The sequence below is a fragment of the Candidatus Terasakiella magnetica genome (genome assembly GCF_900093605.1).
GTDB classification, from domain to species: Bacteria; Pseudomonadota; Alphaproteobacteria; order Rhodospirillales; family Terasakiellaceae; genus Terasakiella; species Terasakiella magnetica.
The window spans coordinates 41,117-66,672 of record NZ_FLYE01000006.1 but is presented as its reverse complement, the minus strand read 5'-3'; the positions used below and the strand labels follow the sequence as shown (position 1 = coordinate 66,672).

General features: G+C 39.4%; 19 protein-coding genes. 5 read left to right on the top strand and 14 right to left on the bottom strand.

Annotated features, from left to right (window positions below):
- Positions 1-206 precede the first annotated feature (206 nt).
- The 12 genes from MTBPR1_RS05905 to MTBPR1_RS05855 all read right to left on the bottom strand — a co-directional run bounded on the left by MTBPR1_RS05905 (position 207) and on the right by MTBPR1_RS05855 (position 17,679).
- Positions 207-596 (bottom strand): hypothetical protein, encoded by a 390-nt coding sequence (locus MTBPR1_RS05905; protein WP_069186645.1) that lies wholly within the window; start codon positions 594-596, stop codon positions 207-209.
- Positions 593-1,663: an ArdC family protein gene (locus tag MTBPR1_RS05900; protein ID WP_069186644.1), complete on the bottom strand. Its 1,071-nt coding sequence runs from the start codon at positions 1,661-1,663 to the stop codon at positions 593-595. Before MTBPR1_RS05900 ends, MTBPR1_RS05905 begins: the two co-directional genes overlap by 4 nt.
- Entirely contained in the window at positions 1,626-1,793 is a 168-nt protein-coding gene (locus MTBPR1_RS18085; RefSeq protein WP_165602621.1) for a hypothetical protein, read from the bottom strand. Before MTBPR1_RS18085 ends, MTBPR1_RS05900 begins: the two co-directional genes overlap by 38 nt.
- On the bottom strand, positions 1,793-3,094 hold the full coding sequence (locus tag MTBPR1_RS05895; protein ID WP_069186643.1) for a relaxase/mobilization nuclease domain-containing protein: 1,302 nt from the start codon (positions 3,092-3,094) through the stop codon (positions 1,793-1,795). The genes MTBPR1_RS18085 and MTBPR1_RS05895 overlap by 1 nt, the downstream gene beginning before the upstream one ends.
- The gene (gene mobC, locus MTBPR1_RS05890; protein ID WP_069186642.1) at positions 3,091-3,507 is read right to left on the bottom strand and encodes a plasmid mobilization relaxosome protein MobC; all 417 of its coding nucleotides are present in this window, start codon (positions 3,505-3,507) and stop codon (positions 3,091-3,093) included. The genes MTBPR1_RS05895 and mobC overlap by 4 nt, the downstream gene beginning before the upstream one ends.
- Before the next feature lie 346 nt (positions 3,508-3,853).
- A complete protein-coding gene (locus tag MTBPR1_RS05885) occupies positions 3,854-4,714 on the bottom strand; it encodes a hypothetical protein (RefSeq protein WP_069186641.1) in 861 nt (286 codons plus the stop codon).
- A 4-nt stretch (positions 4,715-4,718) separates the two neighbouring features.
- Positions 4,719-5,297, bottom strand: a complete 579-nt coding sequence (locus tag MTBPR1_RS05880; RefSeq protein WP_069186640.1) for a hypothetical protein — start codon at positions 5,295-5,297, stop codon at positions 4,719-4,721.
- Positions 5,298-5,317: 20 nt separating this feature from the next.
- Entirely contained in the window at positions 5,318-6,580 is a 1,263-nt protein-coding gene (locus MTBPR1_RS05875) for an SIR2 family protein (protein ID WP_069186639.1), read from the bottom strand.
- Between the two features lie 4 nt (positions 6,581-6,584).
- Positions 6,585-8,312 (bottom strand): restriction endonuclease subunit S, encoded by a 1,728-nt coding sequence (locus MTBPR1_RS05870; protein ID WP_069186638.1) that lies wholly within the window; start codon positions 8,310-8,312, stop codon positions 6,585-6,587.
- A gap of 2 nt (positions 8,313-8,314) precedes the next feature.
- Positions 8,315-9,766, bottom strand: coding sequence for a type I restriction-modification system subunit M (locus MTBPR1_RS05865; RefSeq protein ID WP_069186637.1), 1,452 nt, complete (start codon positions 9,764-9,766; stop codon positions 8,315-8,317).
- 41 nt (positions 9,767-9,807) lie between these two features.
- The gene (gene hsdR, locus MTBPR1_RS05860) at positions 9,808-12,177 is read right to left on the bottom strand and encodes an EcoAI/FtnUII family type I restriction enzme subunit R (protein ID WP_240492867.1); all 2,370 of its coding nucleotides are present in this window, start codon (positions 12,175-12,177) and stop codon (positions 9,808-9,810) included.
- 9 nt (positions 12,178-12,186) lie between these two features.
- Positions 12,187-17,679 (bottom strand): DUF4011 domain-containing protein, encoded by a 5,493-nt coding sequence (locus MTBPR1_RS05855; protein ID WP_069186635.1) that lies wholly within the window; start codon positions 17,677-17,679, stop codon positions 12,187-12,189.
- 162 nt (positions 17,680-17,841) lie between these two features.
- Here MTBPR1_RS05855 and MTBPR1_RS05850 point away from each other — a divergent pair, with 162 nt between their 5' ends.
- Positions 17,842-18,063: a hypothetical protein gene (locus MTBPR1_RS05850; protein ID WP_069186634.1), complete on the top strand. Its 222-nt coding sequence runs from the start codon at positions 17,842-17,844 to the stop codon at positions 18,061-18,063.
- A 1-nt stretch (position 18,064) separates the two neighbouring features.
- Here the strand turns inward: MTBPR1_RS05850 and MTBPR1_RS05845 are convergent, their stop codons facing one another.
- Positions 18,065-18,730: a hypothetical protein gene (locus MTBPR1_RS05845; RefSeq protein ID WP_126465043.1), complete on the bottom strand. Its 666-nt coding sequence runs from the start codon at positions 18,728-18,730 to the stop codon at positions 18,065-18,067.
- A 132-nt stretch (positions 18,731-18,862) separates the two neighbouring features.
- Here MTBPR1_RS05845 and MTBPR1_RS05840 point away from each other — a divergent pair, with 132 nt between their 5' ends.
- Positions 18,863-19,849, top strand: a complete 987-nt coding sequence (locus MTBPR1_RS05840) for a helix-turn-helix transcriptional regulator (RefSeq protein ID WP_069186648.1) — start codon at positions 18,863-18,865, stop codon at positions 19,847-19,849.
- Here MTBPR1_RS05840 and MTBPR1_RS05835 read toward each other — a convergent pair.
- Positions 19,846-20,337, bottom strand: a complete 492-nt coding sequence (locus MTBPR1_RS05835) for a macro domain-containing protein (RefSeq protein ID WP_069186632.1) — start codon at positions 20,335-20,337, stop codon at positions 19,846-19,848. The genes MTBPR1_RS05840 and MTBPR1_RS05835 overlap by 4 nt on opposite strands.
- 216 nt (positions 20,338-20,553) lie before the next feature.
- On the opposite strand from MTBPR1_RS05835, the gene MTBPR1_RS05830 reads away from it, so the two are divergent.
- Genes MTBPR1_RS05830 through MTBPR1_RS05820 form a run of 3 tightly spaced genes read left to right on the top strand, consistent with a single transcriptional unit; the run spans position 20,554 to position 25,549 of the window.
- Positions 20,554-21,228, top strand: coding sequence for a HEPN domain-containing protein (locus MTBPR1_RS05830; RefSeq protein ID WP_205631213.1), 675 nt, complete (start codon positions 20,554-20,556; stop codon positions 21,226-21,228).
- Positions 21,229-21,251: 23 nt separating this feature from the next.
- Positions 21,252-24,668, top strand: coding sequence for a TM0106 family RecB-like putative nuclease (locus MTBPR1_RS05825; protein WP_069186631.1), 3,417 nt, complete (start codon positions 21,252-21,254; stop codon positions 24,666-24,668).
- Positions 24,665-25,549 (top strand): 3'-5' exonuclease, encoded by an 885-nt coding sequence (locus MTBPR1_RS05820; protein ID WP_069186630.1) that lies wholly within the window; start codon positions 24,665-24,667, stop codon positions 25,547-25,549. Before MTBPR1_RS05825 ends, MTBPR1_RS05820 begins: the two co-directional genes overlap by 4 nt.
- Positions 25,550-25,556: the final 7 nt, after the last annotated feature.

Genomic DNA, 25,556 nt, shown 5'->3' with positions numbered 1-25,556 from the left:
CTAGAAACCCTTCTAAATCAAGTATTTAGAAGGGTTTTTCTTTTTCAGAAATGATTGCTCAAAACTATTGTGTCTTCACTGTGTCTTCAAAATATGGCGGGCAGAATGCAAAAAAATGTACTTGATGTCGTTGTTTGTCGCTCACTGTCGCAGTCTATAGAAATCACATTTGAAAACTGAAGACACAGGTGTTGGCTTATAGATAATCAAACTTCATTCTCAATCAACATACGTCCCCAGCTTCTCCACGTATCAAGGTTTTCAAGGACTGGCCTGAAGGGTAGGGAATTTGAAGAACCACCATTTCTAACTCTCTCAATTTCATCACGCCAAGCATCTTCCCCTGCTTTAAAACAAGATTTAAAGAATGCTGATAATTCTTCATCCTTCAGAATTTGCCTTTTGTATGAATCTAAAGTGCTTTCAGGCTTTCCATTGTGAGCATTCATCAATAATCTTCTGACAGCTTTTGCAGTTTCAAAGTCTGGATGGTCTGCATAGCGTTTACGCCAGCTCTGAGAATATTCACGAGGAAGAGGTACAGCCAGTAATTTGACTGTACGCTTCTTAAGTTTAAATAAGCCTTCTTCACTCATAAGCTTGGCCCTCCCATTGCAAATGATGCGACTTGTTCAGCTGTGTCCTCCATATCAAATGGTGGGTTCACAGGTGTAGGATTATCTTTGCAAACTGCTTTCCTGACGTGTTCTGGCATATCTTCTAGGTCTGCTGTGTCTTCAAGTGTTTGCTCAGGGATAAATTCAAGACAGAAGTCGGCTGCTTTCTGTGCATCTCCTGCGGCTCTGAAGATTTCAAACTTGTCGTTCTTTAAAACTGTTAGCCAACCATCAAGATAGGATGCGTGGTTTTCCAGTTCGGGCGAAATTCCCAATTCTGAACAAATGAATGCTGAAGCCAACTCTGCTCGTAGCTCTTCAAGGGCATATCCAGGAGTTCCAAATCTATCATCCAAATTACGGTTTAATCTGTCTTCGTGGGCTGTCCAGTGAGCTAATTCGTGTGTTGATGTTGCAGACCAGCTTTCAGGGCTTTTAAAAGCTTCTGTAGGAGGTAATTGGATATGATCGGTACTTGGGTTATAGAAAGCCTTGTCACCACCAATTCTGACGTTTGCACCTGAGTTTTCTAAAAGTGTCTTGATTGCTGCTGGTTCTGACCAGTCAGTTTCATTGTCTTCTTTCGGCTTGGCTTCATATTCAGGAATACCATCGACCTGTGAGGCGTGGAAAACAGCATATGAACGCAAGAATGCTTTTGTTTTTACCTCCCCGTTTTCATCGACTGCTGGTTCGCCATTTTCAGGTTCTACTTCGACACGTTTGAAGAAATAGACTGTAGAAGCTTTCTCACCCTTCTTGATTGACCAGCCTTTTTCTTTGGCCTGTTTGAATGTCAGATACCTTGGGTCACCTGTTTCAACGACCTTAGGATTACAGAACAGCATTAGGGCGTTGATGCCTTTATATTTATGACCTGAAACTCCATTTACCGGTCCTGAGTGGATTGCTTTATCTGAAGACCAAGGCTTTAACCAAGGCTTGGTGCCAGATTCAATCTGCTTGATGATAGTATCTGTGACCTCTTGATATAGATCTTTGCGTTTCTTAGTTCCTTTCTTCTTTGTTGATGTTTCTTTGCTCATTTTCCTTTCCCTCTAAATTGATAACGATTTCTTCGATTGAACGACCTGCTTCGACTGGAGCTATGTCTAGGCCGAAATCAAGGATCTGTTCTTCGGTCAACTCGTGACCTTGTTGTGTTTGTTTACTCATCAGTTTGGTCTCCATTCGTGTGTTGTTTCATTTGGAATATCTGGGTTGTTTGCTTCATCAGGGATGCCCAAGGCTTTCTTGATATGTGGCGGTAATTCATAACCAACCACTGGCATAGGAGGTTCCATTTTGCTGGCAAGCTGATAGACCATTGCTTTGAAGTCTTCAGAACCGAATGGCTCAACACCCTTCCAATCGTGCAAACGTGCTGCATCCAACATTGCCTGGACGTTTTCTTTTGTGACTGGTCCGTGGAGAGTTATCTCATCACCAGTATCGTGGATGTTTGCGTCACCGACATCAATCCAGATACCAGAATTACCGACCTGTGGGTCAAAGCCTAATTGTCGCCAATGTTCTGCCAATAGATTCCAATCGAAACCTGTTTTCTTTTTCTTGTTGTCATTTTTGGGACGTATCCCAACAAAGTTTTTTGTACTCATTATGATTTCCTCCTGAGTTTGCTCTGAACAGAATTGTTCTTGAGCTGTGAATTTTAGTTTTGCCTGAATTGCTCCCACAGACGGAAACCTCATAAATTGGAGGTCGGGGAAGCGATCTTTAAAGGCTTTTGCCTTTACCTTTAATCTTCTTGGAATTGAGTGGGGTGTGCCTTCCATATCGACTAACACGACACCTCTTTTTCCCTTAGCTAAGCGATAGCCAGCATCTTCAACAATCCTGACAAACTGTGATGCGTTGGCTTGTTCCCACGCTGTTTGTAACGTCATACAGACAGCTTTGATAGGGACACCTGTTCTTGAACTTGCTTGCCAGTCTTTATGTGTTGCCACTGCAACAGGGCGTTCTTCGTTTTCATTTCTCATGTGAACGCCTTGGACTTGCTGCAAGTTCCACTTAGCTTCCAATTCACGCGAACAGGCTTCGTGTTTTTTATAAGACCAGGATGTTTTCTTAGATTTAAGAGTAACTGTATCTACACGGTTCCAAACAATATGGATGTGGATACGTCCCTTTTTGTTATGCTGAATGATTGTTCTTTGATGGCCTTCAAAATCTAAATGGCGTTCAAGGGTATTAACAGCTTCTAACCATCGTTCTTGATTCATCAAATGAAGCTCTTCAACAGGAACGCTTATGCTTGCGTGATAGAGGGCTTTCCTTGTTTTCGTGCCAAGTGATATAGCTCTCATCTCTTCAAGGGCTGAAGACAGGTCTAATGAAGCCAAGCCTTTTAGCTGAAGCACATTAACTTCTTCGTTTTCTGATGAAAGTAAGTGATTTGAGAGCTGAATAACATCAGCCTTGGTTTGCCCCCTGGAAGACCCCTTGATTATCATTCTGCGGCCTCCTGAGTGGTTTTCTCACGACCTGAGAGGGCAGAAGTTACATCATCGCGTATTGCAGCAATGTCAGCTTGAATCTGATTGATAAGATCTATTTCAGGGAATTCTTCAGATTGGTTTGCAAAACGTGCAATCTGATTGATGTTTGAACCAATCTTTCCTAGTTGTCCCAAAATCTTGGACAACTCCTGTCGGTCATATGAGGGAAGTCGTCTTGCTGGCAGCTTGGCTGGCTTAGCAGGTTCTGGAACCTTCTTCTTCAGATAGTGAAGGACTAACGCACGAGCGTAGTCGCCACGGCTTCTGGAGATATTATGTGTGTCCCTAGCAGCATCTAATGCTGCGGCCTCAAATCCATTCAGGCGGAATGATACGAGGAACTGTCTGGGTATTCTTTCAGTACCCATGGCAGTTATGGTTTAAGCAGGCTCCTTTCCTGCTGGCGGTTAATGGAAATGTATGTGTTCATTGAATGGTCTCCTTTGAAATTAAAAAAATATGGGGTCAACGGGGTCATCCCCTTGCAAGAAAACCGTGACAGAATTGTAAACGGTATGGCTTGCTTCCCTCTATTAGGTATAAATATGACCAAAATTTGAGTTGTCAAATCTCTTTTTTTAAGGCTGTTTGATGCAGTTTGTGGACAACACCAGATGGCTACGCTGTAAACATTGAGTAAACGGAAAAAATATTTGTTCTCAATTAAATAGCACTGATGGTCGGAAGAAAGAAAATACAGGGAAGGCAACTAGGTTAGACCTTTAAGGCATCTTTGCGATATTTCCCAAGTTCGGTTTCCACCTTTTCAACCAATTGAGAGATTAGGCCCATAATCTCTTCAATGTATTCTTGAGAATAGATTGATGGTTTCTCTCCATCGCTTGTGTAACCGTTTCTATGAACACAATCATGCCTGTTAGAAACAGCCTTATGAAGCCTTTCCCAGTTTTCTGGTTCGAGTTTAATGCTGATGCCAAATGCATTCTTATAGAGGTGAGAAACCTTGCCTAGGTTATGATATGAAATATCTAGCAAATAAGCTTTCACCTTTTGCTCAATCAGTTTTGGTTCACTGTAAATTTCATGCAGGGTGAACTTCTGTTTTAAAAGCTCTTTATCTCGCTGAAGGACTCTGGCTAATGCAACCCTGTCGTTCAACACAGAACTAATTAAAGTGTCACTCAGATAGGCTTCCAATGCAGAAAAAGCCTGCACAAATACCATTCTATTGATAGTACCTTGGAAATCTTGAGGTCCAAATTTACCTAATATCAATGAAGAATGTGAAATGGCATCCCTGAAATGATAATAAGGGTTGTCAGGAAGTTCGTAATCTTCCCAGTCATCTTCATCTTGCGTGTATTGAGCATCTGTTGCATCAATTTCGATTTCAGGGTGTTTCCTGATTTCGGCATCAATCTGTCCCCATCTGTTTACAACTGATACATCAAAACCAGCACCACAGTTTTCACATTCAACTTCAACATCAGCTTCTGAAATACAATCAGATGTCTTTTCCCCTGAGAAATCAGGTTCAGGAACATAGATGTCACAAAGTGTGTATTCTTCACATTCAGGGCAGCTAAATGAAATGGTGCTAACGAGTTCAGGCATTCAGTTATTTACTTTCATTGAAACTTTTTAAGAGCGAAACAAAATCGTTCTTATGAGCTGTTTCATAAATAAAAGGGATCCTTACATCACCTTTTTCTAGAGCGATATGAAATCTATGATGGCCTCCAGAAATAATGATCTCATGATTATGTAAATGAAATTGAGGTGGCGTAATAGGCCAATTTCGATAACATCTATCAATTATATTTGCCGTAGAGCTGGCATAATTGCCTTCCCAAGGTTTCTGCCCCCCTCTAGTACTATGTTTGAACAAATTATCAGCAATCTCAACAGTGTCGGCATAAGCAATTTGGCAATCAGGAAACTTCTTTTTAAAATCAGCTTCTGACACACCATCCTGAGCATAATGAAAATTATCTGGATTTAAATCCCAAGAAAAATCAAACGGGTTTAATGAAGAAAAATCTTTCTCTTTCCATTGATGACTCGTTTTCCCAACTTCACGACGATCAAGAATCGTCTTTAATTCTTTTTCACCTTTTTGCCCTCGCATGGCTTCAAGGGGGGTGAGCTTATATTTTTTCATTAGCTGTGTGACATCATCAGAAGCATCCTCATCCATCAGATTTTCTCCTCTGATAATTACAGAACAAACTTATATAGAAATGGCTCTAGGAATTTTGCAGAAGCTTCTGCAAATGTAGACAAATTGAGTTTAGGCATACTTTCTTCAACAATTTGTCTTTGCTTATCCCTCATTCTTTCAATTGAAATTCCTCTATATTGTAATTCCAGCAAACATCTTGAAAGAATCTTTTCAATAAAACTAAAATCCCCATCAGGAAACCAAATTGGTCTTATCCCATGAGCTAACAAGAATTTTTCTCTCTCTATGATATCAGCTTCTTCTTTTGGTAATGGGACAATAGCAAAATGGTGTTTCTCATCTAAACCTTCACCTGCTTCATCCCTGCGTTTCTTCTCTTGGAAAAAAACGTGCATGGTTCTGTCATTAGCCAAGCTACATCCTACAAACAATAGACTTCTGGATTGATGAAGATTTATCAGATTTTTGGGAAGGTTCAGGTTCATATCGACAGCAGTTTCACCATATGCGATATCATAATCCTCTTCTCCTAAGATACAGCCTCTAGGCTGAGAAACATCACCATGTAACTTTAGAAGAGCAGGTAGGTCATCCATCAAAATTTTAAAGAACTCTTTAGAATCACAATTACCAACATGTGATGTAAATTTCTCAATACTTTTTTCTTTTAAAGCTACTTCAAGCATGTGGTCATAGTTGGTTGTTACAACCATGCCTTTGCTAATCTCTGCAATTAACAACATTGTTTCAGAAGGTTGATGTTCACCTTCAAAGAAATCATCCATGATATGCTGTTTAAAACCATCTTTCCCATGAATATTGGTGATTTCTGCAATGATGGCTTCATACTGTCCTTCTTGGAGAAGCCGTTTTAAATCCACCTCTGGCATCCCTGCAATTTTACCTTGGCGAATTAAATGTTCTTTCCAAGTTGGAAAACCACACCCTGAAGATAATCCAGCTCCTACAAACGGAACGATGTCTCCTTGAGAAAGTGCTGATATCAATTGATTGAAGCGTGACTTATTTTTGTCAGACCAATGCCCTTCATCACCAAGGGAAGCGAAGGTTTCATCAATCTCCTTAGCTCTAAACTGTTCAAAAACCTGATTGTACATAGCTCTATCGCCAGTAAAGAGAGCTTTGCTTTTTTGAGAAAGGTCTCCTAGTTTAGCTGATGGAATAGTAAATGAGGTCTCTGCTTCCTCATCAATCCAATCGTTGAAATCTGAATACTTTTCATACTCTAGGTGGTTATCAACCTCACACCAAGATTGTTTATGTGAATTTGCATTCATTTAATTAAGCCGCCGACATGTGATGAACTAAAGATGCCATTAGATCTTTATTTAAGTCATCAGAAGATTGAATCTGGCTTTCTAATTGGTCACATAAAGCCATTAATTCATCTACCTTGGCGACAATTCGTTTTTGTTCTTCAAGAGGGGGAAGTAAAAATGGAGTGTTTGATAGTTGTGTTTTATTTATTGAGGCAAGATTTGTCGTTTGTTTGGAGCAACTTTGGAAATATTGCATCGTCATTGGTGAGTTCATAAATAATTCTACATATTTTGGAATAATGCCACCTAAAGGACGGCTTTTGAATATGTGGTTTTGGTGGACACAAGGAGCAACAGGATTTTCCCACACAACAGCTCTCCCTACTTTATCCCAATCGCCTCCCTCTACTTGTAAAACATCACCTTTCATAAGGGCGAATTTATCAAGCTCATCAGCAGGAATTTCGATTTCCTTTAGAACAGTGATATCAATCCATCCTCTTTGAACGTTTGCGACTCTCAAGTAGGGAACTGTAATAAGTTTTCTACCTTCCAGTTTTCGTCCTTTAGTCACGCCTGATGATATTGCCGAAATTTCACCATACTTACACCAAATAGAATTAAGTGATTTTGAAGCAGGCCAACCTTCTTCATTAAATGGTGAGATACCTTTCTGAACTCGTACTTTTTTTTCTGAAACCAGTGCTGCAAGCTCTATTTCAGCTTTTTGTTTTAATAAAATTGCAGGCTCATCATTTGGATCTTGTTCAACAAGTTTACCCTGTACCGCCAACTGAAGAATTGTTGCCCTTAAGTTCTTCACTGTTTCGAGGTCATCAAACCAACTGTTGAAGTTTCCTTCAGCAATAGACCAATTACTTTTGATTTCTTCATTCTCAGATGTTTCAGAGAGATGATGAAGGCTTGAGGCTACACAATCTTTTTTGAGAGATTTATGGGCTTCTTGAGAGGCTTCTAGCTCATCACATAGAGCCATCAATTCATCTACTTTGGCTGCAATGTGTTTTTGTTCTGCAAGAGGAGGAAGAGGAACTGACAAGGCAAGGAAACTTGTTTGTGAAATTCCACCTATGATACCTGTCATTGCCTCTTGAAACTGGAAGATAAATAAGGGGGATTTATAAACATAAAACAGAAAGCGATTATCAATTGCTGATGTTATTGGAACACTTGCGTAGAGCTTGTTTCCAAAACATATATTTTCATCTGTAATCGTCAGTTTTTTGCCTGCACTACCACCCTCAGCACAAATCAAAACAGCTCCTTTGGGGGCAATCTTGAACTTAGGTGTTTCAAATGGAATCTTGATACCATTATTGTAATCAATCTGATGAGATTTAAAATCCACATCTTTTGTAGCGATGTAATTATACCCTTCGGTCACATTAGTATATTTTGATTTTTTATCAGATGCTGAAACGCTATTACCATTAAAAACGTTTACAATTTGTGACACAGTTAGTGTAAGCCAACTTTCAGGGATGTAATCTTTGAATTGACTATCTTCAACATCAAAGAGCCTATTTTTCCTAATTGTTTTCTCTTTTAAAGCTACCTGAATATCACTCTCAACCTTCTCTAAAAGCACACTAGCAGGCTCATCATTTGAATCTTGTTCTACAAGCTTTCCCTGGACGGCTAATTGTAGAATCAAATCACGAAGGTTTTTAATTCCATCTGGCCCTTGGGCTAAATGACCAAATTCATTTAGAAAGATTTCTTTATCCATAATTACTCTCCAGCCAAACGATTGAGAGCTTCAGAAAGAATGGATTTTAATTGGTTTTGGGTTTTATGCATCTCTTCCTGGTTCTTATTGAATTTCTCCAATAAATCAGCAGGGGCCATATGTGTTGCATCCTGAATATTCGGGTTCTTGATATCCAGATTGAAGTTATTGGCTTTTATGTCTTCAAATGAGACTTTCCAAGCTTGGTCATTTTCTTCCCTATTATCCCACCAGGCTTTCTCAGGTGCGAACTCTTCAACCTTCATAGGTCTAGTTTTAGAATAGTTTTTATAGCCTGCTGGATACGGGTGTTCATAGAACCATACATCTTTTGTTGGCTCACCTTTGGTAAAGAACAGCAGGTTCGTTTTAATGCTTGTATATGGATTAAACACACCATTAGGGAGTCTGACGATTGTATGTAAATTGCATTCAGTCATGAGCTTCTCTTTAATACGGGTTTTAATACCTTCACCAAACAGAGTTCCATCAGGAAGAACAACACCTGCACGACCACCTTCCTTGAGAAGGGTAACAATTAAAACAAGGAATAAATCTGCTGTTTCACGGGTTCTGAAAGATGCTGGGAAGTTGTTTTCAATACCATCTTCTTCAGTGCCACCGAATGGTGGGTTTGTAAGAATTACATCAACTCGATCTGATGGCCCGTAATCCACCAAGGGTCTTGAAAGTGTATTTGTATGGCGAACATTGGTTGGAACATCAATGCCATGCAAAATCATATTTGTTGTGGCAAGTAGGTGTGGAAGAGATTTCTTTTCAACACCAAAAATAGAGTCCTGGAGGGTTGTTCTATCTTCTGCACTCTTCTCGTATTTGCTTCGTTTATGCTCAATTGTGCAAGCAAGAAAACCACCTGTACCACAAGCAGGGTCGAGAACCTTCTCTTCCAGTTTTGGGTCTAATATATCCACCATAAACTGTGTTACAGCACGGGGTGTATAGAACTCACCTGCATTACCAGCACTTTGAAGGTCTTTAAGGATTTGTTCGTAAATATCACCAAAAGTGTGCTTATCATCAGAGCTGTTGAAATCAATTTCATTAATTTTGTTGATGACCTGTCTCATCAACGTACCTGACTTCATATAGTTATAGGCATCTTCAAATACATTTCTGATAACAGTCGCCTGTTTTCCTGAAGATGCAGGAAGTTCTTTTAATTGTGGGAATAAATCATTGTTTACAAAATTCAGTAAACCGTCCCCTGTAATGCCTTCTTCATCTTTGGCCCAGTTGCACCAACGAAGTTCTTCAGGAATTGGAGAAACAAAATCATCATCAAGTAGTTCTTGCTCTTCTTCCCTGTCATCTACAATCTTGAGGAAAAACATCCATACAAGCTGGGAAATACGCTGAGCATCCCCATCAACACCAACATCTTTACGCATGATATCTTGAATGGATTTAATGATTCCTGAGACGTTGCTCATTATTTATTCCTTATTTAATTAGATGACATGTATGTCAGGTTTTAATTAGCTTGCTTGAAAATTTCGTTCTCTAATTCGAGAATGGCTTCTTCATATGGTTTTTTACCACCAAATACATTTTTCACAATCTCAATTGGTGTTCCATAAGAATTCAATGGAGCAAGTTTAAGAACTTTCTTGTCTTCCAGGGTGGTTAAACCTTCATCAGCATATTTATCCAGCAATCCTTCTAGAACTGCCTTTGCTTTGTCCTCATATTTAGCAAAATAATTACGCTTTTTGACGTTTTCAGCACGTTCTTTCCTGGTTAATGGAGGTTGACCATAGGCTACGTGGCAAATTAAGTCGAAAACCCCGTATGCATCACCATTCTTAACTTCTTCTCGCAGTGCTTCCAGGGGAATACCTTGTTCTGCAAGCTCATCAACAATAGCTGACTTCTTATCTGCTTCATTCCAACGTCTTAGGAAATCATCAAGGGAAGCATAAGTTTTTTGCACATTATTTTTTGCGTAATCCTGAAGTGACTCAGTAATTAGTTTTCCATCTGCATCTAAATATTGAACACGTTTTGAAAGGATATCGACTTCTACATCATTAATGTAAAATTTAGTCCTGCCTTTTTCATCGTCTTCATCATCATCCCAGGTGATATCTGTTACAGGAACTTCCTCACCATTATCAATAACGGTGCCTTCCTCAGTGCCTTCATCTTCAGGTATTACATTGTCATCAGGCCCAGTTCCTGGCTCAAATACTTGTACTGGTTCACCATCGAAATCAGGGTCTGCAAATAATTCTGTGGCTTTTTTAAAATCGAGAATGGTGAAATATTTCTTCCCATACTCTTCATTTACACGGGTTCCTCGACCAATGATTTGCTTAAACTCAGTCATTGATTGGATACGTTGGTCTAGGACAATTAACTTACATGTCTTTGCATCAACACCAGTAGTCATCAACTTTGAAGTGGTTGCAATTACAGGATAACGAGACTCTGGATTAATAAAATTATCCAGCTCAGCCTTACCTTCTTCATTATCCCCAGTAATTCTCATTACATAACGATGATTTTCATTAACCAGTTCAGGAAGACAGTTTGTAATAGCCTGTCTCATTCGTTCTGCATGATCGATATCTTCACAGAAGATGATGGTTTTATCATATGGATTTGTTTGCTTGAGAAATTCAGCAACTTTTTGAGCTACTAATTCGGTTCTTTGCTCAATTACCAGATTTCTATCAAAGTCACGTTGATTGTAAATACGGTCATCAATTAATTGTCCGTATTTATCAGTCTTTCCTTTCTCTGGCCTGTAGCCTTCAAGATCTTTATCAAAATCAATTCTGACAACCTTATATGGAGCAAGGAAACCATCATTAATACCTTGCTTCAGAGAATAGGAATAAACTGGGTCTCCAAAGTAAGCGATATTTGAGACATCATTCGTTTCCTTTGGCGTAGCTGTTAAGCCGATATGAGTTGCACTGGAGAAATAATCTAGAATCTTCTTCCAGGCAGATGCTTCTGATGCACTTCCTCTGTGACACTCATCAATTACAATTAAATCAAAGAAGTCTGGTGAGAACTGCTTGTAAATATTTTGGCTTTCTTCAGTTCCTGTAACAGCTTGATAAAGTGAAAGGTAAATTTCATATGATTTATCTGCTGTGCGGTTCTGAATCTTTGTCATCTTGTCACCAAATGGTGCAAAGTCCTGTTGTTTTGTTTGGTCTACCAAGATGTTTCTATCAGCAAGAAACAGGATACGTTTCTTTTTACGGGCTTTCCATAATCTCCAGATTATCTGAAATGCTGTATATGTTTTGCCAGTACCAGTCGCCATAACAAGCAGAATACGGTCCTGGCCTTTTGCAATAGCTTCAATAGTTCTGTTAATTGCAATGTATTGATAATACCTGGGAGCTTTCCCAGAACCATCATCATAATAATCCTGGGCAACTATTTCAGAAGAGTCTTCACTCAATCCTTTGTATTGTTTGTATTTAGCCCACAATTGATCTGGGGATGGAAATTCATCCATCGGGATTTCAGTTTCAACTTTATCTGATGTTCCTGATTTATCATGAAACAGGAAACCATCACCATTTGACGAAAAGATAAATGGGATATCCAACATTTCTGAATATTCCAAAGCCTGCTGCATACCAGAACCAATGGTGTGCTTGTTGTCTTTGGCTTCTACAATTGCCAGGGGAATATTGGGTTTGTAATAGAGAATGTAATCAGCTCTTTTGGTTTTCCCACGAGCTGTCATTTTTCCACGAACAATGATACGGCCTGCTGTAAAGGTGACTTCTTCCCTCATTTGGGAATGGATATCCCATCCAGCTTTTTTGATCGCAGGTGTGATGAACTTTGTCTTCACATCTGTTTCGGATAGTTTCATTTCGCTTATTTAGCTCCGGTTTGTAATTTTTTCAACACGGGCTTTTCTTTCTTGCCCACCAATCCAGACTTCAATTTCTTCTCCTTCTATTGCACCGAGAACTGCTTCGCCTAGTGGTTCGTCGATGTGAACGATCCTTTTAGAAGGAATGTTTTCTTTATCACTTAAAGTAATTTCAAGTTCACTTTGGGTTCCCTCAAGGTATTTAACTAAGACTCTATCCCCGACCTTCACACTTCCATCATCTTTGACCGGATTAGGAGTAGTGGGTTTCTGTGGGACCTGACGGTTCTCAATTTGAGAAACTATAGGACTACTTTTGTGGGATGTGACTTTTTTGAAGCTTGGGGTCTTTTGCTGGGGAACCCGAATTTCATTAGCCATTGATGATGGGGAACTTTGAAAGTTTTCCTCACTGGCTTTTAGTTCTTTTAGACGTCGTTCGACGGCTTCTCTAAGTTTGTTTACTTCAGATTGGGGGTCACTAAACCAGTCCGTTGACCAAATTCTGTGGAAGTGCCAACCCAGTCCTTCAAGCACCTCCTGTCTTAGGCGGTCTCGATCGCGAGCAGATTTTGACGAGTGATAAGTAGCTCCATCACACTCAACGCCCATAATGAAACCGTGTGGCCACTCTGGATGTTTTACTCCAATATCAATAAAGTAACCAGCGACACCAACTTGTGGGCTAGGTTCGCAACCTATAGATTTTAATTGTTCAATGACGTGAACTTCAAAGTCTGAATCAGGTTCTTTATTGGTTTGACTACCTGCGTGTAGTATCCCTGTAGCGGAGTATTCAAGCCAACGTTTAAGCATATAAACGCCTTGATTACCGTCCTCTTCAGCTTTTATGTCTGTGCTCTTCATCGAAGAGAACGTAACTATCTGTTCTTTGGCTCGAGAAAATAGTACGTTCAACCGTCTTTTACCTGCAACACCGTTGATAGGGCCAAAACGCTGCATAACAGGGCCACCAACTTTTTCAGGTCCATATACTGTTCCAATGAAAATTACATCTCTTTCATCACCTTGAACATTTTCAAGGTTTTTAATGAAGAAAGATTCTAAGCCGTCGTTCTTCTCTTCCCATTTATCAATATATCGTGAGGCTTTAACATCATCCTTCAAAGCATATTCGAGCTCTTCTTGGATTAAATCTCTTTGCTTTTGGTTAAGTGTTACCACACCTAGTGAGCGTTCCTGGGAATGCCTCATAAAGTTGATGATATGATCGACCATTGTTTTGGCTTCGTCTGCGTTTGTACCAGCAGAATATCTGCCTTCAATTGATACGAGTTTCACTCCCATATTGACGGCATCTTCTGATGCTGAAGGAAAGACGACTAGATCGTCGTTATATATGTGATGGTTAGAAAAAGCGATAAGGCCAGAGTGTCTTGAACGGTAGTGCCAACGTAATCGACGAGCGGGTCGGAATGCAGAATTTGCCATTTCAAGAATTGATTCTTCAGTGACGCTTTCATCTTCATCAGCATCTTCATCTTCAAATATTTTATGGAAAAAACTTGTTGGAGGTAATTGATTTGTATCGCCTACCACCATTGCTTTTTTACCTCGAAGGATCGCCCCTACAGCATCTTCAGGTGTCATTTGGGACGCTTCGTCAATAATAACAAGATCAAAATCAATGGCTCCCTGTTGAATGTACTGAGCAACAGCTAGAGGTGACATCATCCAACAAGGTTTAAGTTCAAGAAGAGACTTTCCAGCCCTTCTTGTTAAGTCTCTTACAGGAACGTATCTTCTAGTTTTATTGATTTCGTTATGGATTAAGGAATATTCCGTCCAAGTTGATTTTCTACCTGTCCCATTACCCATAGGAGGATAGGAAGACTTGAAAATCTTATTTCTAAGGTGTTGTTTGGATAACTGAATGATTTCTCTATCAATTTTTGCAATTCGTGATCGTAAAGTATCCAGCTTAGATCCATTAAACTGCGACAGAACATCTCCATAAGAAGAATAAACGCTTTTTGCCATAGAGCGTACAACGATTGCTTCCACTGTTTTTGCTAAGTTTTCTAAACCTTTTTCATTATCAAGAAGCTGATCAATAACAATGCCGTATTTTCTTTCTCTTAATTTTTCAATGTTCGAATGAAGGTTAGAATGTGTGATTAATCCTTCTCTATCATTTGAAGCAAGGTTTAAGAATTGTGCCGTTTCGTGATGGGCACCTTTAAAGAAATCATCTATTTTGATTCCTGAAAGCTCAGATACCTTTAAAAGAGCACCATATGACTTTGCATCAAGATCCACTAACTGTTCTAGCTGCTCTCGAAGTTCTATATAATTGTTCTTTTTAATAGCTTCTTGAATAATGCTTTGGTTTTCTGGAAGGCTTCTGACTAGTGAACTTGCGACTTGTAATTCAGCATGAATAACTAAAGGGTTAAATTCATAACCATTAAAGAGTTTTCCTAACAGAGCAGGTATTTCCTCATTGTCATTTACCTCATCTATGCCATTTCGTATCTCTTCAAGGTTTTGAGCTGCTTGGCGTAACCATTCAGCATTAGCAATGTGTTTATTTTTGATGAAATTAGACAGCTCACTAATTTCATTTGAGGTTTCATCAAAATCAGACAGCTTTATATCAAGGTTTTTTAGCTTAGCTTCTGCGTCAAAATAAGTAGTATCAATATTGTCTCGAATAGGATTGCTTGCTTCGACCTTTGGTAATGAAAGCAATATATCGAGGTCACCTTCTTTTAGAAACTTACGTAAGTTAATGTGTTCAGCACCAACAAGGCTTTCTTCAACACGTTTATAAAAATCAAAGACTTTAGCAATACTTTCGAAGTCTGTTTCTAAACCTGCATATCGAACTCCAAAAAGACCAATAAGTTGATGGTCTTTTTCAAGCTTGTCCTTTTTACTTACCCATTCAGCTAATTCAGTTAATGTCCTGCCTGCTTTCTTTCTATCAAAACTCTTTTCTTTTGCGTGCGATAAGAAAAACCGTTTTGAACGTCTATAGTCGGACGATAAAAATGAAAAAAAGCCTCCTGAACTAATTACTGCCGCGTGGTCAGAAATCTCTGAATAACTAGGAAGGGTATTTATTGAAATATTTTGTTCTAATCGTTTTGCTTGCACACGCAATTCATTTGTACGTTCAAAGCCTTTTTCAAAAACTGACGCAACTGAAGGATCCGCAAAAGTTTTGTTTCTTAATGATAGAGTTTCTTTCTCAGTTGAGGATACAATATCGCAAGCTTTGATAATTGAGTTCAGAATCCAGTCTTTACTCTCAGGTATTAATTTTGATATTGGCTCAAGAAAGTTACAAAGAGTTACATAAGCATTTTTTTGAGCTTCATTTTCTTCACGGACTTTCTGAATTTGTTCTGTAGACAAGCCTGGTGCTGAGATTTTATCTGCGAGGGCTGCCAGTGTCTTCAAGTTTTCTAACCGCGAGGAGAAAAGAGGTTCATCTATTTGTGTATTCAGGGTCTCTAATTGAGATTGAATATTTTGACATTTTTCTATGAAATTATTTAGGCTAGTTAGAATCTGTTCATTAGCAATTTTGCTAAGAAGGTGAAAATCTATTTCAGCGATCTCATCTGAAATTCCTGAAATGATATCTTTAATTTCATTTGCTTGTTGAGTGCCTACAGTTGATGAAACACCAAATTGTGACAACCCTTCACGTGCTTTAGATAGGGCTTCAAAATGCTGTGCAGCCGTTTTTGAATGTTCAAGCAATTCTTCTGTTTTGAAAGGGTCGATATCTTTTATGGTTGTGCCTTGCCAATAGTCCGCAACCTTCGAAGTGGTTTTCCATGCGTCTTCAATTTGTTTACAGATTTCATATATTTCTTCGAGTTTTTCAGGAGTGAACTTTTCTACATTTTTAAATGAAATAGATTGTAGTTGTTTTGGTAAAGAACGTAGTGTTTCGTTCGTAAAAATACATTTCCCTAAGATGTCATGAACTGTTAACTCTGTATCTTCATATTCTGTAGCTATGACATCAATATATGATGAGATCTCTGATCGAATTTTACGGAACTCTGCAATTTTAGAATCATAGTTGTTTGGAGTGTCACCAACTTCCATTTCGACCCTGTCTCGTAACGAGCTAATGACTTGCTCTTTCGTAGAACGATTGGCCTGTAATGAGAGCAAGAACTCACCTAGTCCAACAGCTTCCAATCGTGACTTAACTACATCTAACGCAGCCATTTTCTCTGCCACAAAAAGAACTTTCTTTCCGTCTGCTAATGCTGCAGCAATGGTGTTAACAATAGTTTGCGATTTTCCCGATCCTGGAGGACCTTCTACGGCAAGGTTTTTACCATCTACTACATCAACAATTGCACTAAATTGTGATGAATCAGCGTCTCTAACTAAATATGGGACTTTCTTCTCTATGTGAGGGGCATCTACCTCGTATTCTTCACCAAAGGGGGATTCACCTGCTTGTACAGGAGTGCCTCCAAATAATTCGGCTATTACATTGTGGTTATCAAAGCGACCAGTACCGGTATCTAGGTCATTATACATTGCCATTCTTGCAGATGGGAATACACCTACTGCAACTTGTCGGCGAACTCTCCAGCCTAAGTTTTTAGGAGACAATTCTGCTATTTCTTTAAGGTAGTCTTCAATCGTTTTACCGTCCAATTCTGGTAATTCTACACCAAAATCAAGCCGCAACTTCTCGGCTAAAACAGTATTGATCTCAGCAGCATCACCAAGGCTATTGATCCAAAACTCCAAACCTTCCTTTGTTTTGTTTCGTTTAAGCTCTACAGGTAAAAGCACTAGTGGTGAATACGATGTTTTACCAGCATTGGCTTCGCTCCATTCCAAGAACCCAAATGCAATATGCAACACATTAATACCAGTCTCTTGCACCCAAGTTCGACACTTGGTCATTAATGCATTCATTCTTCGTTCAAGAATGTCAGGTAATAATAGTGTTTGGATATCTGAATCTGTATGACGACCATCTTCGTGTTCGTATGTCGGTTTAGGTAATTCGTAAGATGGTGAGATGCCATTGTTTAAAGCGTGTTGGCTTAAGGATAAGTCAGATGATGTCTGCCTTGCGGGCATATTTAGAGTTTCTCGAACTCTATCTTTTAGTTCACGTTCAGAGCGGAAATTATCTTCGATATAGGTGTCACTGTTTTGGTCAATATTTTCTAGGAACGCGATGTAAACTTCATCTGTAAGTCTTGCATCAGATAGTGCATTTTGGAATTCTCTTGTTTGTTCATCTTTTGGGTCATCTTCCAAAGGAGGAAGAGGAGCGAGACGCATACTTTTTCCTAAAGACAGGTCGTCAAAAAGATAACCAGGTAGCTCATCAACAACACGTACAATAGCGTTAGACCTTGTTGAAAACCTAGTCGACAGCAGTGGGTTACGTCGACTCAAATCTAGTAATTTAGGTCTTAGGTTTTCTATCTTTGAACGGATTAGAGCTGAAAGTTCTTCTTTTTTATTTTGATCGCCATCAGGCATTTTATTCCCCCACTTTGCCAAACGTTTTACTCGCTCTTAATGACTTGCACGGAGGTTAGCACGAACTCGTGAAGGTTGCTAACCCCCATTTTGGTGAGGTGCCCTGTTTTGTCACATCAATATGTTTCTATAATCTCAGTTAATTGTAATGTGGAGGCGATAATGGCCCGTAAATTAATGATGATTTCCGTTTTAACTTTAATGTTAACAGGCTGCTTAACGAATAAGGAACGTTACTATTCATATCATCAAGATGAATTTGACGGCAGCGTTACAGTTGTTGATGAAGAAAAAGAAGAACTGAATATTGCAGGTTTTTTAGTCACTGTAGGAGCTACAGCTGCATTGGTTCTAGCTGCTATGGCTGATACCCCTTTAAAATGAGCTAATGCACTTTGTTTCCTTCTTGTGTCAAAAGAGACCAATAGAGTTCAAGGCTTTTTGCTTCATCGCCGAGTGAGGCAAGGGTTATTGCCTCTGCCAGCTTTATCTCTCGGTTGCAATTTCTGGATAGCTCTGTTCGAAGGTCTAATGTTGAGATTTCACTGCTTAATACTGTTCTCATAGTCCTTGTCTGCAAATGCCATTGCTGGATAGATGCAAGGGCAAAGAAAAGTTGGGTTTGATTTTCTAGTGTGATCCTCTCGAATGTTTTGACGGTTTTAGGGTTGTGCCAAATCATTTCCATCACTAACCATTGGAATTTATCAAATGGTGCAGCAATGCGTCGAACCCAAGAAGGAATTTTGCCAAAGAACGCTGCATAAGCTGCATCTGCTTCATATTTCCAGTTTGAGAGTTCATTTTCAGGGATTGAAATATCTGTTGAGGAAAGTGTTTTTGACGGTTTTTGCCATACTCCATTATTCTCAAGTAAACGTCTAAAGGGTACTGACATTGAAACAGACGATGGATTTCCTTCTATGCCCTCCCAGTATCCAAAGAAACCGTCCCAGCATCCATAAAACCTTTCTTTTGAACAGATTTTCTCGGTCAACACTCCTTGATTGAAGTGATAATCCCAAGAGAACTTATTATTTTGAGTATGCATTACCAAACCTTTTGCTTCTAAAATGTTCTCGTTTTGTATCATTCCAATGTGACAGTTACGGTCACTTCGCCCAAATAGGTGATACTTTTTCTCTTGCCTTCAGATATGATGAAGAAAATTGCGGGGGATTCTATGAGATACGAAAAAGCAGATACATTGCTGAAATTAGCTCTTGATATGCAGGCATCAAGGCAAGGTCTTTCTCTTGGTGACATTCAAGAACGGTTTGAAGTCGGCCGAAGAACAGCGATGAGGCTAAGGGATGCTATTGTTCGCGTGTTCCCCCAAACAGATGAGCTTTTATGTGATGATCGTAAGAAGCGTTGGAGAATACCAAATGGTACATTAGACCGTATCATCAATTTTGAAGCTGATGAATTAGCTGACCTCGAAACAGCTGTACAAGTCCTGAAAAGAGAAAATATGGATGAGCAGGTGGCATCTTTAGAAGGCATCACAGCCAAACTTCAGGCAATTATGGATCCTAATGTGGCAAGACGTGTTGAACCTGACCTAGAAGCTTTATTGGAAGCTGAAGGATTAGCAATGCGTCCAGGGCCAAGGCCGAAAATTCGAACATCGGTGGTCTCACAGTTACGCCAAGCAATTAAAGCAAATGCTGTTGTAATGTTACACTATAAGAACAGGAAGAATGGCAAGGTAAACGAAAGGACCGTTCACCCATATGGTTTCCTGCATGGTCATAGAAACTATTTGGTTGGTTACCACGTTCACCCAAAAGCAAATAGCTATGTATTATTTAGCCTTCCCAATATTGAAGATGTAGAGATTCAAACGGATTTTTATGAGAGGGACCCTAAGTTTTCTCTTCAAGCATTCGCGGAACAATCATTCGGTGTCTACCAAGAAGAACCTTTTGAAGTTGAATGGCTGTTCAATGCTGAAATTGCTGATGTTGCAGAGGAGTTTGAATTTCACCCCAGTCAAAAATCAACAAGAAACTCTGATGGTTCATTGACTGTAGAGTTTATAGCTGGTGGTGAACTAGAAATGGCTTGGCATCTGTACTGTTGGGGTACAAATGTTGAGGTCGTAAAGCCTGAAGGATTGAAAAAACTAGTGTCAGATACCCAAAAAAGTTGGCAAGGGGTTATCTAATGGTTTTCTATGGCTGATAAGTATGCAGCCTTTGTATTTGCATCAAAAGCACAAATTATTATCTCAGCGTTTGGATAACTGGATAATGTTTCTGCAGCAATTTTAGCAGCTAAATCCAAAGGCCAACCATATATTCCAGTTCCCATTGATGGGAATGCAATTGTTTTTGCATTATCTAATTTTTGGAACTCTTTCATAGAAGCCTTATAGGTTTCTTGAAGTTGAAGTTCTTCTTCGGTAGTTTTTCTTAAATACCGTGGTGCTACAGCGTGAATGATATGTGAGGCATTGAGGTTATAGCTTTCAGTTGTTACTGCATTGCCAGGTTCTAAAGGACCAAGCTTCTTTACAACTGGTTCTAGCATTGGGCCTGCTGCTGCATGGATTGCACCGCAAACGCCACTTCCCGCCATTAAAGTGGGGTGTGCTGAGTTTACAATTACATCAACATCAAGCTCTACGATGTTTCCACGAATGACACGTATCATTTGTTTTTAGCCTCATTAAATAGATGGAGCATCGTAACCTTTTCTCAGAATAATAAAACAGCAAACAGTCCAACCTCATCTTATGTAAGACCGTTTTTGTCACATTGATGAGGTATTCAATTTAGGTGCGAGGTGGGCTGTGGATGAGAAAGTTAATATCAATCATCAATTTTATTTGTCTGTGTATAGTTACCTATATACTCTTGGGATAGTAGTATGAAAAAACTGGGAGCGGTAATGAATCATAGTCAACTCAAGGCACTCTTTGATGAGAAAAAAGAGGTTCTTAAAGAAAATGATAAACTAAGAATTCACAGGACTTTGAGTTGGTTTGGACGAGCAGAAGGTGCTTCTGATGATGAAGATGCTGCCTTTATTTTTTGTTGGATAGCATTCAATTCAATTTATGCCCAAGAGAAAGACTATAGTGATATTTCCAATGAAAAAGCTTCTTTCGGGGATTTCTTTGAAAAGGTAGTTGGTCACGATGATGCCAATATCCTTTATATGGCGATTTGGGAAAAATTCTCACAATCTATACGCTTGTTAATGAATAACCAGTATGTCTACCAGCCTTTCTGGCATTTCCAGAATGGGGTTGAAGGATATGAAGATTGGGAAAACAGGTTTCAAAAAAGCATAGAGATGGCTAATCGGTGTCTTGTCAGTAAAGACACCAAAACGATGTTGTCTTTGGTTTTTGACAGGCTCTATGTCCTTAGAAACCAGATAATGCACGGTGGGGCGACTTGGAACTCAAGAGTAAACCGTCAGCAAATCCAAGATGGTCATAAGATCCTTGAGTTTATGCTCCCAAAGTTTATTGAAATCATAATCAATCATCCTGAAGAAGATTGGGGTAAGCCAATTTACCCAGTTGTCTCCTCATAAAAAGAAGAAAGATTTTCAGTTAAATGCAGTTTCAAAACGGACAGCTATTATTTTCTCCATCTGACCTAATTACATTTATGGGGTCACCTTTTGCTTCATATATGGAAAGACAGGTACTTGATGATAAATCTCTATGGTCTTTAGTTGATGAAGAAGACCGTGTTCTTAAGAACCTTCAGGAAAAAGGGTATCAGCACGAAGATGATTTCTTGGAAGACTTAGAGAAAGAGCAGGATAGGGTTGTCAAAATTGAAGGTAAAAGTAAAGAAGAACAAAAAGCTAAAACTCTAGAAGCTATGGCATCTGGTGCCGATGTAATTGCACAGGGATATTTAACCTATGGGCAATTTGCAGGTCTTTCAGACTTTCTTGTAAAAGTGCCAGGGAAATCAAAATTTGGTGATTATCATTATGAGGTTTGGGATACGAAGCTTTCAAAGAAAGTTAAACCATATTTTGCTGTCCAACTCTGTTGTTATGCTGAGATGCTCGAAGCAATACAGGGTGTTCGCCCTAGAAAGGTTGCGGTTGTATTGGGTACAAAAGAACGGGTTAATATCTTAACCCACGAGGTTTACGCTTATTATCAGGCTTTGAAATCATCTTTCTTGGCGTTTCACTCAGATGAAAACCTGCAGCAACCATTGCCAAATATCTCTATGGATAATGGAAGATGGTCTTCTTATGGGGAAAAACTTTTAAAGGAAATGGACCATTTGTGTTTTGTGGCAGGAATAACAGGGACACAAATTAAACGCCTTGAGAAAGCAGGGATAAAGACATTTACTGAACTTGCTCAAACAGATGTTAAGCGTATCAAGAAGCTGAATGTTGATGTCTTCGAAAGGTTAAAGGCCCAAGCTGCAATTCAGTTGGCTTCAGCTGGAAATGAAGTTCCTGATTATAAGGTGTTGCCCCATAGCCCTGAGCAAGCCAAAGGTCTGTCATTACTTCCTGACCATTCAAAAGGCGACCTTTTCTTCGACATTGAAGGTTTCCCGTTAATGGAGGGTGGTCTCGAATACCTCTGGGGCGTTACGTATTTTAAAGAAAATGGCGAAAGAGATTTTAGGGATTTCTGGGCTCACGACCACGAGCAAGAGAAAGTCGCTTTTTCTGACTTTATTCGTTGGGCCTATGATAGGTGGCTCAAGTATCCAGATATGCACATCTACCATTATGCTTCATATGAAATATCGGCGATTAGAAAGCTTATGGGACGTTATGGCGTATGTGAATATGAAGTTGATACGCTGCTAAGAAATAACGTATTTGTTGACCTGTATAAGGTTGTTAAGCACGGTTTGCTTATAGGTGAACCAAGTTATTCCATTAAAAATGTTGAGCATATCTATCGTGGAAAACGAGATACAGATGTTGCCAGTGGTGGTGAGTCTGTAATTGTCTATGAAGAATGGCAAAACAATCCAGATGGAATGACTTGGCAAACCTCGGAAGTTTTGAATTCTATCCGTATTTACAATATTGATGATTGTGACTCTACTCAGGAACTGACTGCTTGGTTGCGTGAATTAAAAGAGCAGGAACAAATTGCATATACAGGCCCTAAAGTAGAGGAAGAAAAGGTTCTCAAGGAAGAGGAAACTGAAGCAACAATTCTTCGAGATAAACTTTTGTCAAAGGCTGAGGCAGAACAGGATGAAGATAAGCAGGTTCTTCTAAGAAACCTTGGTTGGATGTCTGAATTCCATAGCAGAGAAGCTAAACCAATTTGGTGGCGTTTGTTTGATAGGATGGGGCTTTCTGAGCTTGAACTCTATGACGATATGGATTGTTTAGCTGGATTAACGAGAACAGATAGACCTCCATTTAAGTCATCAAACAGGGTTCAAAAAGCATCCTTCGAATATAGGTTTGACCTCGACCAGCCATTTAAAGGACATAACAAAACATTTTATGTGGTTGGAGAAGAGAACAAAAAGGTCGATACGGATTTAATGGATACTGAAAATGGCATTGCGATTTTCAAAGACCGTGAAGAGCTCCCCGATAGATTAACTGTTATTCCTGATGAATATGTTCATCCTCGTGACATTCCTGTTCGCCTGAGGGAAGTGATTGAAGAAATTGCCAATAATGATTTCACCCCATCAGCAATAACGGACTTCTTATTGAGAAGGCCTCCTCGTTTTGTCACAGGTGAACGAAATCCAATCGTTCCAGCTGATCTAAATGCCAATGACTTCTTGTCTCAAGTAATTGATGCTGTAGTGAACCTAGATAGTAGTTGTTTAAGCATTCAGGGGCCTCCTGGAGCAGGCAAAACATATACGGCTAAGCACATTATCGCTGAGCTTTTAAAGAATGGTCACAGTGTTGGTATTTCATCTAATAGCCATAAAGCCATTATGAATTTGATGAAAGGTGTTAGCTCTTACACAAGTGAACAGGGAATTACGTCTACCTTACTTAAGGTTGGGGGAAACCTAAAAGATCCTGAAATTAAAGATTATTCAATGGTCCCCATTCAATCGAAGGAATGTGAAAAGTACTTTGGACAACCCGCAGTTTGCTTCGGTGGAACTGCTTGGGCTTTTTCAAATAATGTATTCGTCACGACAGAAGATGAAGATAAGCCAATTGATTATCTCTTTATCGATGAAGCTGGGCAGGTTTCTTTAGCTAATTTGATAGCAATGAGTCATTGCTGTGAGAATATTGTTTTAATGGGTGACCAAATGCAATTGGGACAACCCTTGCAAGGGAGCCACCCTGAAGACAGTGGGCTTTCTGTTTTGGATTATCTTCTACAGGAACACCAAACGATACCAGAAAACTTAGGTGTTTTCCTGCCTAAGACATATCGAATGAATCCTGTGATTGGTAATTTTATATCTGAGCACATTTATGAAAGCAGGTTGACCTCAGCGTCAGTTGCAGAGCAGTATCAGCTTAATTTCCCAAGTGATGTGGGGGTTCCTGCATCTGGAATATGTTTTAAGGCTGTTCAGCACGAAGGAAATACACAAGGCAGTGAAGAAGAAGTTGAAGCTGTTCTTCATATTGTCGAAAAACTGAAAACTGCGACCCTTTGGGCAAATGGAGGTCATTCGGGACAACAAGTTTCCTTGGATGATATCTTGTTTGTTGCTCCATATAATTATCAAGTGAACTTATTGCGTTCTGCTTTGGGTGATGAAGCAAAAATAGGCAGCGTGGACAAATTCCAAGGTCAAGAAGCCCCCATTGTGATTGTCTGTATGTGTGCTTCTAAAGCTGATGAAAGCCCAAGAGGATTAGACTTCTTATTTTCTAAGAATAGACTGAATGTTGCACTTTCTAGAGCACAGGCATTGGCTATTGTTGTTGGCTCCCCTGAACTGGCGTTTACACAAGCAAACAGCATTGAACAGATGAAACTAGTAAACTTCTTCTCAGCGATTGCCCAAGAACAGCCAATATTGGAGGCTGCTGAATGAATGACTATGAAGGAATGGCAAAAGCATTAGAAGAAACGGGACAATATAAAGTTCTTCGCAAGCTAACACCTAAGCAGTTTATAAATCCATATGATGGCACGGAGACTAGGAATGGTCTGTTTGTTGATGTTGAAACAACTGGCCTAGACTATCTAAAAGATGAAATCATTGAAATCGCTATGGTGCCTTTCACCTATTCTGTTGATGGTCGTATCTTTGAAGTAAAAGAGGCGTTTCAAGGTTTGAGAGAACCGTCTGAGCCAATCTCTGAAGAGATTACGGCTATCACAGGCATTACAAATGATATGCTTAAAGGTCAGAGTATAGATGTCGATGAGGTGAATGCATTTGCTTCTACAGTTAATTTGGTAATTGCTCACAATGCTTCATTTGACCGCAAGTTTCTTGAAAATTTTGCAGGTGTTTTTGAAACGAAGGCTTGGGGGTGTTCGGTTAAAGAAGTGCCTTGGACTGAAGAAGGCTATGATGGAGCCAAATTAGGATATCTTGCCAACTCTATGGGGTTCTTTTTTGATGCACACAGGGCAACAGATGATTGTTTGGCATCTATTGAAATCCTGTCTAAAAAACTACCTGCTACAGGATGCCTGGCTTTCTTCAAATTACTAGAAAATGCCCGTAAAACCACTTATCGAATTTGGGCTGAGAATGCTCCTTTTGACTTCAAAGATATATTGAAAGGTCGAGGTTATAGATGGAACCCTGGAAATGATGGTCGACCAAAAGCTTGGTATATTGATGTTTTAGAAGATGAATTGGATGCTGAAGAGAATTATCTAAAGGAAGAAATTTATCAGCGAGATGTTGATGTTTTTTCAACCAAGATTACGGCTTACGATAGATATTCTGTACGCGTGTAATTGGAGT